The sequence below is a fragment of the Psychrobacter sp. CX14 genome, assembly GCF_057396205.2.
The window spans coordinates 1,025,007-1,041,995 of sequence record NZ_CM183187.1 but is presented as its reverse complement, the minus strand read 5'-3'; the positions used below and the strand labels follow the sequence as shown (position 1 = coordinate 1,041,995).

Below are 16,989 nucleotides of genomic sequence, written 5' to 3'. Positions count from 1 at the left end.
TAAAATTGGATACGGGTCTACATCAAGAAAAAGTAGGCCCATGATCCAACGATAACGGATGCAATAATATTTAATAAAACGCCAGTTCGTACCATCTCGGATTGCTTAATCAATCCGGTACCAAACACAATAGCATTGGGCGGAGTTGCCACAGGTAACATAAACGCACATGAAGCACCGATACCAATAATCATCACTAATACATGTGTCGGTATACCCATCTGCTCTGCAATAGCGACGAAAATAGGTACCAGTAATGCCGCTGAGGCTGTATTCGAGGCAAACTCGGTTAGGAATATAATAAATAATGCCATCGCCAATAAGATGATAAACAGGGGTGCAGTTGCTAACGCGCCTGCCACCGTCTCCCCCATCACCACAGAAGCACCGGATAGTTTCAATACATTAGACAGCGCAATACCGCCGCCAAATAGCATCAATACACCCCAATCGGTGTTATCAGATACCTGCTTCCAAGAGACTAGCCCGAAGCTGACCACAGCGGCAGCGGCTGACAATGCAATGATGGTATCTGTCTTTGCGATACCAAAGGTAGCACCAATCTTCTTACTGAATATCCAAGCAAGTACCGTTAGTGCGAAGATAATAATGGTTAATACCCTAGACTTAGTCCATGGAATATCAGCGGCTTTTACTTGTGTGAACTTAACATTTAAGTTCGGTTTTAAGAACAAATACATCGCACCGATTAATAATGGCAGCAGTACCAGCATCATTGGAATACCAAATTTCATCCAATCTGCGTTTGATAGTTGCAGCGCTTCTGCAGCAATGCCGTTTGGTGGGGAGCCGGTAATTGAGCCTAGGCCGCCGATACTGGCAGAGAATGCGATACCCAGTAAAATAAACACAAAGGTACCACGGTCCTTCTCTCTATCTACTTGTGTCAACATACCAATAGCAAGAGGCAGCATCATCGCCGTGGTTGCTGTATTTGATATCCACATGGATAAAAACGCAGTTGCTGCAAATAGTAGCATCACCGCATTACCCAGTCGCCCACCAGATAAAGCAATGATATTTAATGCAATTTTGGCATCAAGCTTTTGTACATGCAGAGCGGCTGCCAGCGCAAAACCACCAAAAAATAGATAAATAAGAGGGTTCGAGAAGCTTGATAGCGCTTTGGTGGTATCAAAATCTGGAATACCAATGACTGCACCAATAATCGCCACCAATAGTGCTGTGATGGTAACGTGAATAGCTTCGGTCAGCCAAAGCCCACCGATGAATACTAATAAGGACAAGCCCTTATTCACATTAACATCAAAGGGTAAGACATTAAAAAGTATCAGGCTAATAGCAGCAAACAAGGCAACAACAATTAAGCCTTTGCCAGTACCCTTGGGAAAAGTATCGGTAAATAGGTATTCATTGCCATCATTGGGTATGTGGTTGTCTAAGTTTTGATTGTCATTGGGCGATGGTCGTACGTTATTAGGCTCTGTCATCGGACATCCTTATCCATAAAGTAGTTGTGTATCCCTTTTAATTCTTCTCAACTATATCACAACATTTAAACCAATTAATTAACTATCATAACAGACCGTCAATTTTTTACTTAACAGTTATTTCGAGACTGAAGACTGCACCGGCTACAACGACTATAGTTAAGACCCAAAATTGATAAGCGATAAATTAGTTGAGTGCTTTAGACCCCACTCTTAATATTGACTCTCCCTATGTTTGACGGTGGTGACGTGGATTCAAAGCCTTGTGCGCAGTGATGAAAAACGTCAGCTTTTGCATGATTCAGACATCAGTCATATTTTGCTACGTCAGCAATTACAAGCCAATACCAATGCCAATTCGACCTCGATTTCAATCAAAGATACACTAATTAATGAGCAACTCGATAAGCTTAATAAGAGCTATCATAATCTACTGCGCCTGTGGGCGGAGTAGGTTATGATAGCTTTTTTTTCTAAAGGGTCTACTCCTGAATCAAATAATCATAAAGCGAGTCTTCCACTGGCTTATCAAGTAAGAATCTAAAATGAACGACTGGCTGACCTTTGTCAGTCTCCCCTTGCTCAATCGAATCTGGCTCAATGGCAACATCGCCTAAATAATAAAAATCTGTGCCTTCACCATCTTCTTTTTTAACAAATAAAAGTATGCGCTTAGAGTCGATAACGTTCTTAATCTCAGCACTGCTAAGTTTTCTGTTTGATCGTGACTCCCAAGCAAAATCAGAAGGATTAATAAAGTGGTCGTTGTAATTAATATCACCTTCTAACTCTTCTGCCTTATGATAGGTAACGAAGCAAGGTGTGACCTCATTTCTTGTTCTATACCCGTAAACAGTACTACTAATATCATGTTCCCAGTTTAGTAATCGGCAAACATCTTTCCTGCTGTATTTGTGATATCTAAGTAGACCATCGACGTACTCTTTATCAGAAAAAACAGCGTTAAATGTGGTAATGGAATATTCAATCGAATCAACTAAAAATAGCTTAAACGTATTGTTTTCTAATGCCTTTTTTACGTCTTTACCTAATTTAAAGACATCATCTTCTAGCCTAATATTGTCATAGTCTTTTTTGATGAAATTAAAGTTAATATTAATCAGCATTGATTTGATGGTTTTATCATCAATAATATAGCCATACATGCTTTGTATTGCGCTTATAAAGTCGTCTTTATGTAGACTACCCTCTTTAATCAGTCGTCGTAGTAATAAACTTTCCTCAACACGCTTGCCGTTATTGATATTAAGCGTAAACAGCTCTAGAAGTGTCTTTAAATCTGGTGAAACTGTACCTTGATAATCGTTTTCAACTCTTTTAATGAAGTTTAAATAAGACTTTGAATATGATGCGAATAACCACGGGTCTCTTGAGCCATACTTGATGAAATCCATCATCATCGGGATTCTACCCGTCTTATGTTTTAATTCCTCGTAGTCCTTTTTTAAGTCCGCTAACTTTTGCATATTGGCATTTTTGATAGACTCAAAAATCTTTTCTCGTGCTATCTCATCAAAATTAACGGTCGATGCACCTGGAATAAAATCACTGCCACTTCGAATCAGTTTTCGAATCGTATCTTTGTTAAACGAGCGGTCACCATACAAGGCAATAGGCACTAAATAGTTATTGGAATAATTGCCTATAAAGTCGATAACCGTTAGATACTCTTTACCTTCTGCTTTTCTTAGACCTCGACCCAATTGCTGTACAAAGATGATAGCCGACTGAGTCGGTCTTAACATCATAATTTGATTCACGCTCGGTATGTCGATACCTTCGTTGAAAATATCTACCGTAAAGATATAGTCAATTTTGTCACTGTCTTTGCTCTCTAGCCGTCGAATCGCCTCTACTCTGTCATCCTCTGAACTTGCACCTGATAAAGCAATAGAAGGATAGCCCTGCCTGTTAAATTCATCGGCCAGTTGTGCCGAAATTTTATTGCTCGAACAAAATACCAGACCCCTCACTTCTCCAGAGTCGGTACCATAGAATTTGGATTTGGCAATAATATGGCTCACTCTCTCTTGGCTAGTCAATTTATTAAAGTCTGAATGCTCATCAATGACTTCATTATTAACAGTTATATCTGTCACCCCATAATAATGAAATGGCGATAGCATACCTTCATCAAGCGCACGATGCAGTCTAATCTCATAAGCAAGATTGTAACTAAACAACTCAAAGATATTAGCCCCATCCGTACGTTCTGGCGTCGCTGTCATTCCTAGTAAGAAACCATGATTAAAGTGCTTTAATATCGCCTTATATGAATGCGCGCCTGCCCTGTGGGTTTCATCAATAACGATGTAGTCAAAATACTCAGGACTAAATAGATCTAAGTTTTCTTGTTTTGATAAGGTTTGTACAGTCGAAAACAGATAGTCACATTCGGTCTCCTTATATTGACCCGAGAATAAACCCATAGATATTTTAGGGTCTAATAAGCTTTTAAAAGTTCGCATTGCATCTTCAGCAATCGTTCTTCTATGCACAATGAATAAGAACTTTTTAGGCCGATATTGCTGTACATCAAAGGCAGATAAATAGGTCTTACCTGTTCCCGTCGCAGAAATAATGAGCGCTTTATTCTTACCCTGTTTACGTGAATCACTTAGGTTTTTTAAGGCCTCATGCTGCATTCGATTTGGCGTGACTAACTTAGGTATGACCTTTTCCTCTGCAACCTTAACCTGCTGTCTGAGTAACTTTGCTCTATTCCAAACCTGTGAATACTCTTGAATAAAGTCAGGCGTGACATCTTTCGCTACCGCAAGCTCTTTATCAAATTCACTAATGACTTGCTCATATAGCAGTCCATCACCAGTAGTTGAAACTTTTAGATTCCACTCCTTATTGGAACAAAGGGCACTTGCAGTAAGATTACTACTGCCAATAATGACGTTATTTGTACGACCGTGTTTAAACAAATAGCCTTTTGAGTGAAAGTTATTGGTCGCAATTTTTAAAACAATATTCTTAAATTTAGACAACTTTCTTAACGCATCAGGCTGGGTAAAGTTTAAGTATTGCGAAACAAGTAGCGTCCCTTTAACGTTTTTTTTCTCAAGCTCTTGCAGGCAATTAATAATGGTTGCGACACCGCTATTTGTCACGAAAGCGACAGAGATATAAAACTCATCGCAGCCACTAAGCTCTCTTAATAAAGTAGATAAAAACTTCTTACCTTCTTTTTTATCATTGGTCAGCAAAGCAGCCTGATAATTTTTATTGGCATTATAATGTTTGTTGATAAAGCTCTTTTTTAGGCTTTGATCCAGAGAGTTAATCTCCATCATCTAGCCATCTCCTCAACCAATTTATTGACGATAGGAATATCAGCAGCAGCCCAATCTAGCTGCTTTAGTTCACTAACATTCAACCACTTAAATGAGATGTGCTCTGAAAGCTCAAACTCTCTGGTTGGCGTCGAACAGATAAATGCATGCATTTGAATCTTAAAATCAGGATACTCGTGATTCACAATTAAAAAGTCTTGTTCAACAGCCACGTTCATTTTCAGCTCTTCGTAAATCTCTCTAACCACAGTCTCTTGTGGTGACTCACCCGATTCTATTTTGCCGCCTGGAAATTCAAACTTTTTTGAAATGTACTCAAGTTTATTAGGACCCCTTTGAACACATAATATCTTGTCATTATTTGTAATAATCGCTGCCGCTACATTCACTTGTTTCATTTTTTCCATGCCCTTAAAATTTATAAATACTATTATTTTTATTAAATGCCGCTATTTTAAAGATTATATATGCTTGATTAAATTACCAATATCACTGACATCTATCACTTTATCAAATATTTATCGCATTATAATAAGGGTTTAGACACCAGAAACATATCTTAACCTCCCCGTTGACTGTTTTACACGCTACTCTATGTTTTAACAAAAACTCTAGAGATATCGGCCCCCGGTTTTGAAATACTTAATATCAGAACATCAAGATTTATATGATTTATCAGTATTTAAGGAGTTCACTATGAAAACCTTATCAGTATTAGCAACGTCAGTATTATTAACCTTTGGCGCAGTGGCACCAAGTGTTGCAGCGACCACACAAAGTGCCACCACTCAAGGTCAAATTGGCATTAATAAAGCCATCAGCATTGCCAAGCAAAAAGCGCAAGGTAAATTAAAAAGCGTTGAGTTCGATGATGATGATGCAGAATATGAAGTAGCGTTTGCCTCTACCACGAGCAAATCTGAAGTCAAAATCAATGCACGCACAGGCGCTGTCAATAGCAGCATACAAAAGCGTTTAGACAGTGCCGAAGTGGCAAAATATACATCGTTAAATAATGCCAAAGTAGACTTAACCGAAGCGATACAAATCGCTGCTCGCCAGTCAAAAGGCCGAGTCATTGAGGCGGAGTTTGATGTTAAGAACAACACGCCAGTCTATGAAGTGAAAACGGTACGTAGCGGCGAAGAATATGAAGTGGTCGTCAATGCCAATACGGGCCGTGTCATTAGTATGGAGCGTGATTAAGCCCATTTATGTACTCACTACCAGTCACCGATTAATAAAGACTTGTGTATTGTTTAATGAGTAACAACCACTGGTTTAAACAATAGCCGCATTGGCTATTTACCCCTTACAGGCTAGGTTCTGTAGGGGGTAATTTTTGTGGAGCGTATAAGACTGATATACTACAACTATAAATAGGCAGCCCGAATAAACCCCTATAATTTAGCTCTTTACTGACTTGATGACACCGTTGTTTATGATAACCCTATGAGCGAACCACTCACCTCTCCGACTGAGGAAACCACACCGCCACAGCGTAAAATTATTCATCTAGATATGGATGCGTTTTATGCCAGTGTCGAGCAGCGCGACTTTCCAGAGCTTAGAGGAAAGCCTTTGGTGGTGGGCGGTGATCCCAGTGGTCGCGGCGTGGTCGCGGCTGCAAGTTATGAGATACGCAAGTTTGGCGTACGCTCTGCTATGTCTTGCTATGAGGCCAAGCGCCGTTGCCCTGAGGCTATATTTGTACGACCAAGATTTGAGGTGTATCGCAGTGTGAGTCAGGACATTCGAGAGATTATGCTCAGCTTAACTGACAAAGTTGAGCCGTTATCACTTGATGAAGCTTATCTTGATGTCACAGGTATCAAAGAGCATCATGGCTCAGCCACTTTAATGGCGAACTGGCTACGCGCGCAAATTTATGAAAAGACGCAGCTACGAGCATCCGCTGGTGTATCCTTTAATAAAATGCTTGCCAAAATTGCCTCCGATATTAATAAACCCAATGGCATTGCCGTTATCACTCCCGAGCAAGCCGAAAGCTTTATATCCAGCCTGCCTATTGAGCGCTTTCATGGTATCGGCAAAGCCACGGCAAAACGCATGCATGAAATGGGCATATATAACGGTGCAGACTTAAAAGCCATGTCGGTAGATACCTTGGTACATGAATTTGGTAAACGAGGACGCTTTTATTCAGAGATTGCACATGGTAATGATACCAGACCGGTTAAGTCTGAACGCAAACACAAGTCAGTCGGCTCTGAGACTACCTTTCGCGATAATTTAAGCGATACTGAAAGCTTGCTGGTACAGATATTTGAACAAAATGCCGATGCCTTTGAACAACTGTCTAAAAAGGGGCGCTTAGGTCATACCATTACCCTTAAAATTAAGTATTCAGACTTCACCCAAATTACCCGCTCGCACACACTACACACGCCTTTCCCCAGTGCAGACTCCGCTCATTACTGGCTACGCAAACTGCTTGATGATGCGCCGCGCCATTTACCTATTCGTTTGGTTGGGGTCACATATTCTAACCTTACCACCTTGGACGCTGTGAATAATCAGCCTGATTTATTCGGTCTATAGCCTGTTTATACAACCAATACCTAGTCAAACTGACTCAAAAAAGCCGCGTTTCTGTTAAACTAACCGCCATTATTGATAGCCTAGATATAGGCTACATCTCTCATACCTCTAAATCGATTAAAGACCGCATATGACTCACTCTACTGATCAAAAAAATGACCAACATACAGACACTGCTGGCTATCTGAGTGTCAACGACTATGACTATAATCTGCCTGATGACTACATCGCCCGTTATCCACTGGCTGAGCGCAGCGCCTCACGCTTAATGTACTTGCCGGCGCAAACTGGCCCTACTATTGACATTCAAGACAAGCAATTCGCTGACCTACCGGACTTATTAAACACGGGTGACTTGATTGTGTTTAACGACACAAAGGTCATGAAAGCACGTCTGTTTGGTCAAAAAGACACCGGCGGTAAAGTCGAAGTATTGGTCGAGCGTTTAACCGATGACGTGCAGTTTACGACCAATGAAGAAGGTCAGACCTTTGACAATGTGGCACTGTGTCATGTGCGTGCTAGCAAAGCGCCAAAACTTGGGCAGACTTTGTTACTCGGTGACGGCAATATCGAATGTGTGATGATAGGTCGTCATGAGAACTTATTTATCTTAAGCTTTAAAAATCCAATACTGCCTGATTTAGAGCACTATGGTGAATTGCCGATCCCGCCGTATTTTGAACGTCATGCTGATGAAACCGATAATGTACGCTATCAAACTGTGTTCCATGACCCAGCCAAGCTAGCCAGCGTGGCGGCGCCAACCGCTAGCCTTCATTTTGATGATAAAGTGCTACAGCAGCTTGCTGACAAAGGCATTAACACCGGTTACGTAACCTTGCATGTTGGCGCTGGCACATTTGCGCCAGTCAAAACCGATAACTTACTCAATCACACCATGCACAGTGAGTATGCCAATCTGCCACAAGACACTGCGGACTTAATTAATCAGACGCATAAAAATGGCAACAAAGTGATTGCTATTGGCACCACCGTTACCCGTGTACTGGAAACAGCTTATCAAAAGACTGCCAATGACAACGCAGAGGTTTCCGCTTGGTCGGGTGATACTGATATCTTTATCTATCCTGGCTTTAAGTTTGGGGTGATTGATATGCTATTAACCAACTTTCATTTGCCTAAATCAACGCTATTAATGCTGGTCTCTGCGTTTGCTGGCAAACCTAATATTGAGCAGGCTTATCAACATGCTATTGAGCAAAAGTACCGCTTCTTTAGCTATGGTGATGCGATGCTTTTAGAGCGTCTGAGGTCATAATTACTATTGGCAACAAGAATATCTATGTCTTATAATGTATTAATCACGTTAATAATATGTTTATTTCAGGTGAATCTAACTCACTAAAGTTTAAACCAGCAATATATTCTTAAGTCTATGTAAAATAAAACGAGAATACTTATGAACCCTTATATTAAAATCACGACCCTTATGTTAGCCACTGCTTTAACCGCTTGTGGTGGTGATTCATCTGATTCAAGTCCTACTACTAAAGTAGCTAATCCGGCCTCACCTAAAAATATACAAGGGTATTATGAAAGTATCGTGCAAGCTGACAATGGAGATGAACTTGTATTAACCATGTTGGTTAAACCTAATGGAGAATATTTCGGTAGCTTCAATAACTACATAGGAAATACGACTGCCTACAACAAAGAAGTTTTTAGTGTTTATAGTGGAGAACTTACTCTCCAAGATAAGGTTATTTCAACTCAAGTCACTGAGTTCGATGATGCTGATCTTATTAGTACTATTCGTAATTATTCTGCTACTGCCAACCATACACCAAAACAAAGTATCGTATTTGATCTAACCAATACTAATACAAGTCTTGATAAGAAAGCTTACACCCTATCCTATATAGATTTTAACGGTTTACCATTAAATGACTTTAGCGGGACTTACACTGGCGCAATTTCCCAAGTAGCTTTCAAAAACAATATATCTTCTATGACTATCAGCAACACAACAGATGCCAATCGTAAAAGCCTAAATCTTAACTATTCTCAAAACTGTCGTTTTGAGGGCTCCATAATAGACAACAATTATGACATCAAGTTTTATGATTACGATGGTCACTTCTTCGGTACAGGGTGCCCAAGTACTGATCGTTTCCACGGCGTCACCTATGTTTTGAATAATACTTTTATATTAGTAGGTACTAACGATAACAAAACTAAAGAAATGAGGGTTCTTAAGCTGGGATTTAATAAATAATCATCCTAATCACTTAACTAAACATTAAAATCTCAAATTCTAGAATAGGTTTGAGATTTTTTTGTACACGCCTTTATGCTGATAGCGTTTATTTATAAAATAATAAAATCGCTTTTCTTATTTAATTAGCGCAATTTAACAAATGAGAATAATAGGATGCACAAGATTACTCCCATTAATTCAATGGACAATAAAACTGAAACATATAACCTTTTGCTCAAACAAGCCGAATCTATCATTAGTAATGAAAGTGATTTAATTGCCAATATGGCTAATCTGACTGCGTTATTAAAAGATACCTTTGGCTGGTTTTGGATTGGCTTTTATCGCGTTGATACTGCATCGAATCAGCTTATTCTTGCGCCATTTCAAGGCCCTCTAGCCTGTACTCGTATTGATTATGGCAAAGGGGTTTGCGGTGAAGTTTGGGCAACCGGCGAGACCCAAATCGTCGATGATGTGAATGCGCATCCGAACCACATTGCTTGCTCATCATTATCACAGTCAGAGATAGTGGTTCCGGTGAAAAATCAAGACGGTGAGGTTGTTGCGGTATTGGATATCGATTCAGATAAGTTGGCGACGTTTGATAACGTAGATGGTGAGTATTTGGAGAAGTTGGTTGAGTTGTTGAAGTAATCTCTATAAAAAAGATGAAGTTCATGGCAACTTTGTCTTTTTTAAGATTTTAAATACTTTATCTAGATAGGCGATAGAAAGCTGACGATCACTGCATTGAATATAAGCACTTAAACAATTCGTTACCAGTCTTAAAAACGTCACTTGCTTTCATCTAGTTCTATACATGCCAAGTTAAATCCATTATCACAGCTTTGTTGTAACAAGGATGCAGCTGTTACATAATCTTGATTAACGCCGATGCCTTATTCATATAAGACAGCAAGATAAAATTGCGCTTCTACATGCTTCTGGTTTGCAGCCGCTTGTAGCCATTTAAATGAGTGTGTCAGATTTTTCTCGACGCTTTGACCAGTGCCATACATTAATCCAAGTTTAAATTGGGCATCTGCATTACCCAATTCGGCTTCTTTCTGAATTGCATTAGTTAAAGTCATACCCACCCTTAACATTTAAAAAATTATGTATCATACACAGATGCTATATCAATAGTATGAGCTTAGAATGTTATTAATTGACTCAAAATATAGATAAAGCAGAACCAAAAATACTTGTATTTTAATACATTATAAGCGCAAAAAAAGCGAGACTGGCTAAGCCAATCTCGCTTTTACTCTCAAGCAACTGCCTAAGACTTGAATGACTAAATATTAAAGACTATTCAAGCTCTAAAGCCGGAACTTCTTGACCACGTTTGTGATAAAAATCAGCCACAAACTCATCGAAAGTGTCGTTATCAATCGCATCACGAATGCCTTGCATCAAGCGCTGATAATAACGTAGGTTATGAATAGTCGCTAATTGTGCGCCCAGCATTTCTTTGCATTTGTTTAAATGATAAAGATAAGCACGGCTGAAGTTTTGGCAGCAGTAGCAGTCGCATTCTGGGTCAAGTGGACCTGTATCTTCACGGTATTGACTGTTGCGAATACGCACCACGCCTTGGTTCTCTTCATTGCCAGTCACAAAATAATGACCATTACGGGCGTTTCGAGTTGGCATCACGCAGTCAAACATATCCACGCCGCGTCGTACCGCTTCTAAGATATCTTCTGGCTTGCCCACTCCCATTAAATAGCGCGGTTTGTCCGCTGGCATGATCGCTGGCATATAATTTAATACCCCGATCATCTCATCTTTAGGCTCGCCTACTGACAGGCCACCAATGGCGTAACCATCAAAGCCAATCTTTAACAAGCCCTCCATAGATTGACGACGCAGGTCTTCATACATACTGCCCTGCACAATCCCGAATAAGGCATTGGTATTGCCCAGTTTGTTGTGCTCATCGACGCAGCGCTGACCCCAACGTAACGATAGCTCTAGTGATTTTTGTGCTTCACCAAAGGTCGCAGGATAAGGCGTACATTCATCAAACTGCATCACAATATCTGAGTTTAATGAGTACTGGATTTGCATTGATTTTTCAGGCGATAAAAACACTTTAGCGCCATCAATCGGTGATTTAAATGCCACGCCTTCTTCGGTGATTTTACGCATTGCACCTAGGCTGAATACTTGGAAGCCGCCTGAGTCTGTCAAAATAGGCTTATCCCAGTTCATAAACTGATGCAAACCACCGAACTTATCGATAATATCCGTACCAGGACGCAGCCATAAATGGAAGGTATTGCCCAAGATAATGTCGGCACCAATGTCCTCTATATCACGTGGTAGCATGCCTTTTACGGTGCCATAAGTACCGACTGGCATAAAGGCTGGAGTTCGAATATCACCGTGAGCCAAATGGACGGTGCCTCGGCGCGCACGTGATTCGCCCGCTGCGGTTTTGTGTAGGGTAAATTGCATAGAATTAACTCTGAATAAATAGATTTAAAAATAGGATAAAAACTAGATAGTGCTCAAGCCAAAGGAAGTCGTGATTCGGTTGATTTGTACTAATGCGCTCAATGAAACAAATCGGCGTTAATCAATAACGTGAATTATAACATTGCTGGAATAATTGAGGGTGGCTATTGGGTATAATTGTTACGCTCACCAAACTACCCATTAACGGCTAATCATAGAATTAGCTAGTAATCGTTTGTTTACTTTGGTATAAAAGCGGTAGCACTGCGATAATCACTCGACTTCATACCTTATTTATGAGGCATAAATCGTGTATATCAATGCTGCCATAAATGACCGTTTATTTTACAGGGAATAGTTCTGACATGATATGCATTCGTAAGCAGCGCCCCGCGTTCGCAACAACCTTAGGCATGTCACTGTTATTGCTCGTTAATGTGTCTGCTATGGCAAATATATCTTTAGCACCTATAGCCCAGACACCCTCTGCTTTTAGCGTATTAAAGACCCAAACTATCGAAAGCCACGCCCTGCCAACACTTGGTACCTCTTCAAATAATTTTACTGCTTTAAGTTTGATAAACAACCAGACTCTGCCTCCCCTATTTAATAATACGTCTTCTACCGGCTCGTTCAATACGCTGTCTAACAAAGGGGAATACACACCGCTGAATCTATTAGCAGCCAATAAAATGCCCGTTTTTATTAAAGACTTAAAGCCATCTATTAAAGATGTATCAAATCATCAGCGCTTTCAGCCACTATTTCTATTTAATACAGTACCGCCAATGATGCCAACGACTGAGTCTTTTAATAAAAACAACAACAGTTTGCCCTATTATTTATCAGACAATTTGCCAAATTTTGCTAAAGAATAACCGCCAGACCCTATTATTAAAATCATAAGCCGCCTAACATTGACTTAATCTATTTTACTTATCTCACATCACTACTTATATTATGATGACATACAATTTAAAGGTGAGGACCATTTTATGCTGTTAAAGATTACCATCGTTTTTATTTTAATTGCCCTAATCGCAATCCTCGCCTATATCATTTCGCGTCATAATGACGGCGGCGCCATGCCAAGTAAACAAGGCAAGCATGAGCTGCCGCCTGAGCCTGCTAAAATAAGAGAGAATAACTACTTACATAATCCAGAAGCAAACGAACCTATTGCCAAGGCTACAGCAGACAGCTTACCTGAGAATCTAAAAAATCAGGCGCCGTTAGCAGAAAAACCAACAGACCAAAACCTAGAGCAATCGGCTGCAAAGGCAGTAGATAAGAAGGATGTCTTAGCCTCTTCTACTGCGCCTGTGACTACACTAGAGAACACACCTAAAGATTTACAGCCAGAAAAAGCTGCGACTAAAGCTATTGACGAGCCTAAAGTAGATAAGTCTAAGACGGCTGAGGTTAAACAAACAGATACCGCTCATAAAGCAATCGTTTCAGATGACGATACTGCTAAAACAGATACGCGTAATCAACCTTCTTTGTCTAAAGCAACCTTTAAACCAATCAAAACCAACACAGCTGCTAAACCAGAAGCACCGATTACTATTGATAATTCGGCCAATACCTTAGCCGAAACCAAGGCTAAACCTGTCACTGAAGCTGAAACCAACACTGACGTTGAACAACCGAAAACTGATGCTGAGCAGCCTATCGTAGTTGCTGCTAAGCGAGTTGATAAGACAGAAGCCAAATTAGATGATATAGAGGCAAAACCTGAGCCAACATCGAAATCGGATGTGAAAACGGAATCTAAAGTTGATGACGTATCACGCTCAGAATCAAAAACACATACCATTACTATTAAGCCGGCAGCAGCGCCAGAGATTAGTGAAGACACACAGGTCACTAGCAATCGTTACATCGTAGATAATGAAGAGAGTCAGAAGTCACCATTAAAAACTGATAGCTCTTTAACAGATACCGCTTCAACTGAAAGCCGCGAATCTGATAACGCAGCAGCTAACGACTTAGTTTCTAGCCTGCCAGCTGACATAGACTCACAGGTTAATGAGACAGCGGGTCAAAGTGATTCTCAAGACGCAAAACAGGTAAACGACGATACGACAAGCGAAAGCGAGTCAATGCCTGCCTTTGACTTTGTTAAGCAGATTGATAATGCACAGCTGACGTTAGATCTAGCTCATAAATACTTAGAAGTCGGTGAGTATGACAGCGCTAAACGTTTGGTAAGAGAAGTTATTTTGTCTGATAATGCTACAGCAGCGCAGAAGCAGAATGCACAAGAGGTACTCGACCGCTTATATTAAAAATCACTAAATAGGCAAACCTCATAGGCAAACTTCTTTTGAAAAGGCATCAGGTTATCACTTGGTGCCTTTTGTATTTTAGTCTCGGCTTAGAAGCGGTATACTGTTAGGCTAGCCTGCACGCTGCAAACACAAATACGATTTAGCCTTAAATAATAAGAGCCAGATATCTAATATGACCTCAACACATCGCTCAGATTCGACAGCCAATCTCCACGATCAAGCCAATCCTAATAAGATACAGCTGATTTATGCCGGTGGTACTTTTGGTAGCTATGGCAAACCTTTGGCTGCTCTACCCGCAACAACCTTCTTACCGCTGTTGATGGATAAAGTTCATCAAAATATCACTCCGAATATTGAGGTGTTGCAAAATAGTTGCGTGAAGGACAGTAGCCAGCTATCGCCGCAAGATTTGGCGCATTTTTATCAGCTTATTCTGAACCGTTATGCCAAAGGTCACAGGCAATTTGTATTAATCACCGGAACCGACACCTTAAGCTATCTCGGGTCATTTCTGGCAGAGGCCTTCGCCGGCTCTGACATTTGTGTGATTCTAACGGCTAGTATGCGCCCGTTATTCGATGCCGACGACATTCATAATTACAGCATCGATCCCAATAGCGATGCTTGGGGCAATTTATCTGAGGCCATAGGTTTATCTGCGTATGGTGAATCTGGTGTCTACATCACCTTTGCCGGAGAATCTTGGCCGGCTCAAACCGTGCAAAAAATCCACAGCCATGACTTAATGGCCTTTACCGGACACAGCCGTGCCGGATATCCGGCGACTAGTTATGTCAAATCCTTGCCTACCGCTAGGCGCAATAACTGGATTTCAGATGCTCAAGATAACTTAGCTCCCGTATTAGATAACGCGCGCGAAGCGGTCGTTGCTACCCTTTACTGCGTACCTAATAACGTTGATTGGATGGTAACCCAGCTAAAGAACTTACTGAACTTGCCACCTTGTGGCGTGATTTTAATTGGCTTTGGTGCCGGCAATATTCCCTTTAGCAAAGTCATTGCCAGTACCATGGACGACCTCTATCGACATGGGCATATATTGGTTTGTACTACCCAGTGCCCTTACGGCGGGGTTAGCGAAGCGTATGCAGCAGGCAGTTGGCAATATGAACATCATGTTCTCTCTGCCGGCAGACTCACTATTCCAGCGGTATATGCGCGCTTAATGTGGCTGCACCTTGCCTATAACACACCTACCCGCCGCAGACAACGTTGGCGTTATAGCGTGACCCAGCAATAGTTCAATAAACGCTCGCATTGATATTAATCTGCACGCCTTTATTCAAATTAAACCTTCCATCATTCCATCAATAGCATTTGGCAATACACATGACATCTGAGACCCAAGCAGCAGCACAAACCTCTATGGACGCACCTTCTGAGAAGCCCACACAAACTTACGCCCTAGGTATTGAGTTTAATGGCTCAAACTATCATGGCTGGCAGCGACAACAAGAAGTACTGTGTGTGCAGCAAGTGATTGAAGAGGCGCTTAGTAAAATTGCCAATGAGTCTGTCGAAGTCGTTGCGGCAGGACGCACCGATGCGGGTGTACATGGCGGCAACATGATGGCGCACTTTACTACCAGTGCCAAGCGCGGTATCTATAACTGGCTACGCGGTGCTAATAGTCTATTGCCTGATGATGTGGCGATCCGCTGGATACAGCCTATGCCAGATGAGTTCCATGCCCGCTTTGGTGCCATTGCTCGCCGTTATCGTTATATTACCCTCAATCAGCCGCAGCGCCCTGCCATGCTCAATCACTTAGTAACACACATTCATGAGCCACTCGATTTAGCATTGATGCAGCAAGCGGCAGCTTATATTGTTGGTGAGCATGACTTTAGTAGCTTTAGAGCTGCTGCCTGTCAGTCTAATCAGCCGGTGCGCAATATTCACCATGCCAAACTGTTTGAGCATGGGCAGTTTATTGTCTTTGATATTCAAGCCGATGGGTTTTTGCATCACATGGTTCGCAATTTGATGGGTACGTTATTTGCCATTGGCAAAGGTGAGCTACAACCAGAAGATTACCTACGCATCCTCGAAGCCAAGGACCGTACTATCGCACCGCCGACTGCTTCTCCTGATGGTCTGTACTTTATTAATGCCTACTATCCTGAGCATTTGCAAAAGCTATTACCTGAGCTGCCGCTGACACCGCAGTGGTTAAACTTGGCAGAGTCGCCTTAATGGTTAGCAGGTTGTATGTAAAACATCTCTACTTGCCCTATGCTTACAGGGCATAACAGGAAGCATACACAGTGCTAGTTTGCTAAATTGGCGCTATTTGCGTATAATAATGACCTACAATTCTATTAAACGGGTTAACCCAAATAATTATGGCAAAAAAAGACGACATTATTGAATTTGAAGGCGAAGTCATCGATACCCTTCCAAACACGCTTTTTAAAGTGCGCCTAGAGAATGGTCATGAAATCATTGCCCATATCTCAGGTAAGATGCGTAAACACTATATTCGTATCTTAACAGGCGATAAAGTTAAAGTTGAAATGACGCCTTATGACCTAACTAAAGGTCGTATCACTTACCGTGGCAAGACTTAATCGTCTGCTCTACGTTGAGTTGATAAGATAACAGGTGTCAAACAGCTGATTATCTTA

The 16,989-nt window shown here is 41.1% G+C and carries 16 protein-coding genes; 11 read left to right on the top strand and 5 right to left on the bottom strand.

The window, feature by feature from the left end:
- Positions 1 to 17: 17 nt before the first annotated feature.
- Positions 18 to 1,472 carry an SLC13 family permease gene (locus AC2SLO_RS04345; RefSeq protein WP_486542228.1) on the bottom strand — a complete coding sequence of 485 codons (1,455 nt, stop codon included), beginning with the start codon at positions 1,470 to 1,472 and terminating at the stop codon, positions 18 to 20.
- 244 nt (positions 1,473 to 1,716) lie between these two features.
- On the opposite strand from AC2SLO_RS04345, the gene AC2SLO_RS04340 reads away from it, so the two are divergent.
- On the top strand, positions 1,717 to 1,926 hold the full coding sequence (locus AC2SLO_RS04340) for a hypothetical protein (protein WP_486542230.1): 210 nt from the start codon (positions 1,717 to 1,719) through the stop codon (positions 1,924 to 1,926).
- A gap of 28 nt (positions 1,927 to 1,954) precedes the next feature.
- On the opposite strand, the gene AC2SLO_RS04335 is transcribed toward AC2SLO_RS04340, so the two are convergent.
- The gene (locus tag AC2SLO_RS04335) at positions 1,955 to 4,795 is read right to left on the bottom strand and encodes a DEAD/DEAH box helicase (protein ID WP_486542232.1); all 2,841 of its coding nucleotides are present in this window, start codon (positions 4,793 to 4,795) and stop codon (positions 1,955 to 1,957) included.
- A complete protein-coding gene (locus AC2SLO_RS04330; RefSeq protein WP_486542234.1) occupies positions 4,792 to 5,193 on the bottom strand; it encodes a (deoxy)nucleoside triphosphate pyrophosphohydrolase in 402 nt (133 codons plus the stop codon). The genes AC2SLO_RS04335 and AC2SLO_RS04330 overlap by 4 nt, the downstream gene beginning before the upstream one ends.
- A gap of 298 nt (positions 5,194 to 5,491) precedes the next feature.
- Between AC2SLO_RS04330 and AC2SLO_RS04325 the strand changes: the two genes are divergently transcribed.
- The 5 genes from AC2SLO_RS04325 (at position 5,492) to msrC (ending at position 10,235) form a co-directional block, all read left to right on the top strand.
- Positions 5,492 to 6,001: a PepSY domain-containing protein gene (locus AC2SLO_RS04325; protein ID WP_486542236.1), complete on the top strand. Its 510-nt coding sequence runs from the start codon at positions 5,492 to 5,494 to the stop codon at positions 5,999 to 6,001.
- A 246-nt stretch (positions 6,002 to 6,247) separates the two neighbouring features.
- Positions 6,248 to 7,357, top strand: a complete 1,110-nt coding sequence (gene dinB / locus AC2SLO_RS04320) for a DNA polymerase IV (RefSeq protein ID WP_486542238.1) — start codon at positions 6,248 to 6,250, stop codon at positions 7,355 to 7,357.
- A gap of 130 nt (positions 7,358 to 7,487) precedes the next feature.
- Positions 7,488 to 8,639 carry a tRNA preQ1(34) S-adenosylmethionine ribosyltransferase-isomerase QueA gene (queA, locus tag AC2SLO_RS04315; protein WP_486542240.1) on the top strand — a complete coding sequence of 384 codons (1,152 nt, stop codon included), beginning with the start codon at positions 7,488 to 7,490 and terminating at the stop codon, positions 8,637 to 8,639.
- A 141-nt stretch (positions 8,640 to 8,780) separates the two neighbouring features.
- Positions 8,781 to 9,596, top strand: coding sequence for a hypothetical protein (locus AC2SLO_RS04310; RefSeq protein WP_486542242.1), 816 nt, complete (start codon positions 8,781 to 8,783; stop codon positions 9,594 to 9,596).
- A gap of 156 nt (positions 9,597 to 9,752) precedes the next feature.
- Positions 9,753 to 10,235 (top strand): free L-methionine (R)-S-oxide reductase MsrC, encoded by a 483-nt coding sequence (msrC, locus tag AC2SLO_RS04305; protein ID WP_486542244.1) that lies wholly within the window; start codon positions 9,753 to 9,755, stop codon positions 10,233 to 10,235.
- Positions 10,236 to 10,480: 245 nt separating this feature from the next.
- Here the strand turns inward: msrC and AC2SLO_RS04300 are convergent, their stop codons facing one another.
- Both AC2SLO_RS04300 and tgt read right to left on the bottom strand, forming a co-directional pair.
- A complete protein-coding gene (locus AC2SLO_RS04300; RefSeq protein ID WP_486542246.1) occupies positions 10,481 to 10,672 on the bottom strand; it encodes a tetratricopeptide repeat protein in 192 nt (63 codons plus the stop codon).
- A gap of 220 nt (positions 10,673 to 10,892) precedes the next feature.
- Positions 10,893 to 12,044, bottom strand: coding sequence for a tRNA guanosine(34) transglycosylase Tgt (gene tgt, locus AC2SLO_RS04295; protein WP_486542248.1), 1,152 nt, complete (start codon positions 12,042 to 12,044; stop codon positions 10,893 to 10,895).
- 446 nt (positions 12,045 to 12,490) lie between these two features.
- Here tgt and AC2SLO_RS04290 point away from each other — a divergent pair, with 446 nt between their 5' ends.
- The 5 genes from AC2SLO_RS04290 (at position 12,491) to infA (ending at position 16,932) form a co-directional block, all read left to right on the top strand.
- Positions 12,491 to 12,922: a hypothetical protein gene (locus AC2SLO_RS04290; RefSeq protein WP_486542250.1), complete on the top strand. Its 432-nt coding sequence runs from the start codon at positions 12,491 to 12,493 to the stop codon at positions 12,920 to 12,922.
- Positions 12,923 to 13,039: 117 nt separating this feature from the next.
- Complete coding sequence (locus tag AC2SLO_RS04285) at positions 13,040 to 14,335, top strand: FimV/HubP family polar landmark protein (protein ID WP_486542252.1); 1,296 nt, start codon at positions 13,040 to 13,042, stop codon at positions 14,333 to 14,335.
- Positions 14,336 to 14,510: 175 nt separating this feature from the next.
- Entirely contained in the window at positions 14,511 to 15,602 is a 1,092-nt protein-coding gene (locus tag AC2SLO_RS04280) for an asparaginase (RefSeq protein ID WP_486542254.1), read from the top strand.
- Positions 15,603 to 15,727: 125 nt separating this feature from the next.
- Complete coding sequence (gene truA, locus AC2SLO_RS04275; RefSeq protein WP_486542281.1) at positions 15,728 to 16,558, top strand: tRNA pseudouridine(38-40) synthase TruA; 831 nt, start codon at positions 15,728 to 15,730, stop codon at positions 16,556 to 16,558.
- 149 nt (positions 16,559 to 16,707) lie between these two features.
- Positions 16,708 to 16,932, top strand: coding sequence for a translation initiation factor IF-1 (infA, locus tag AC2SLO_RS04270; RefSeq protein ID WP_011961149.1), 225 nt, complete (start codon positions 16,708 to 16,710; stop codon positions 16,930 to 16,932).
- Positions 16,933 to 16,989 lie beyond the last annotated feature (57 nt).

Bases quoted from the DNA above. Each gene is read 5' to 3' on its own strand.
- dinB (WP_486542238.1), top strand. From the start codon at position 6,248: ATGAGCGAACCACTCACCTCTCCGACTGAGGAAACCACACCGCCACAG.
- queA (WP_486542240.1), top strand. From the start codon at position 7,488: ATGACTCACTCTACTGATCAAAAAAATGACCAACATACAGACACTGCT.
- truA (WP_486542281.1), top strand. From the start codon at position 15,728: ATGGACGCACCTTCTGAGAAGCCCACACAAACTTACGCCCTAGGTATT.
- AC2SLO_RS04345 (WP_486542228.1), bottom strand. From the start codon at position 1,472: ATGACAGAGCCTAATAACGTACGACCATCGCCCAATGACAATCAAAAC.
- AC2SLO_RS04310 (WP_486542242.1), top strand. From the start codon at position 8,781: ATGAACCCTTATATTAAAATCACGACCCTTATGTTAGCCACTGCTTTA.
- AC2SLO_RS04280 (WP_486542254.1), top strand. From the start codon at position 14,511: ATGACCTCAACACATCGCTCAGATTCGACAGCCAATCTCCACGATCAA.
- AC2SLO_RS04335 (WP_486542232.1), bottom strand. From the start codon at position 4,795: ATGATGGAGATTAACTCTCTGGATCAAAGCCTAAAAAAGAGCTTTATC.
- tgt (WP_486542248.1), bottom strand. From the start codon at position 12,044: ATGCAATTTACCCTACACAAAACCGCAGCGGGCGAATCACGTGCGCGC.
- AC2SLO_RS04285 (WP_486542252.1), top strand. From the start codon at position 13,040: ATGCTGTTAAAGATTACCATCGTTTTTATTTTAATTGCCCTAATCGCA.
- AC2SLO_RS04325 (WP_486542236.1), top strand. From the start codon at position 5,492: ATGAAAACCTTATCAGTATTAGCAACGTCAGTATTATTAACCTTTGGC.
- msrC (WP_486542244.1), top strand. From the start codon at position 9,753: ATGCACAAGATTACTCCCATTAATTCAATGGACAATAAAACTGAAACA.
- infA (WP_011961149.1), top strand. From the start codon at position 16,708: ATGGCAAAAAAAGACGACATTATTGAATTTGAAGGCGAAGTCATCGAT.
- AC2SLO_RS04330 (WP_486542234.1), bottom strand. From the start codon at position 5,193: ATGAAACAAGTGAATGTAGCGGCAGCGATTATTACAAATAATGACAAG.
- AC2SLO_RS04300 (WP_486542246.1), bottom strand. From the start codon at position 10,672: ATGACTTTAACTAATGCAATTCAGAAAGAAGCCGAATTGGGTAATGCA.
- AC2SLO_RS04290 (WP_486542250.1), top strand. From the start codon at position 12,491: ATGGCAAATATATCTTTAGCACCTATAGCCCAGACACCCTCTGCTTTT.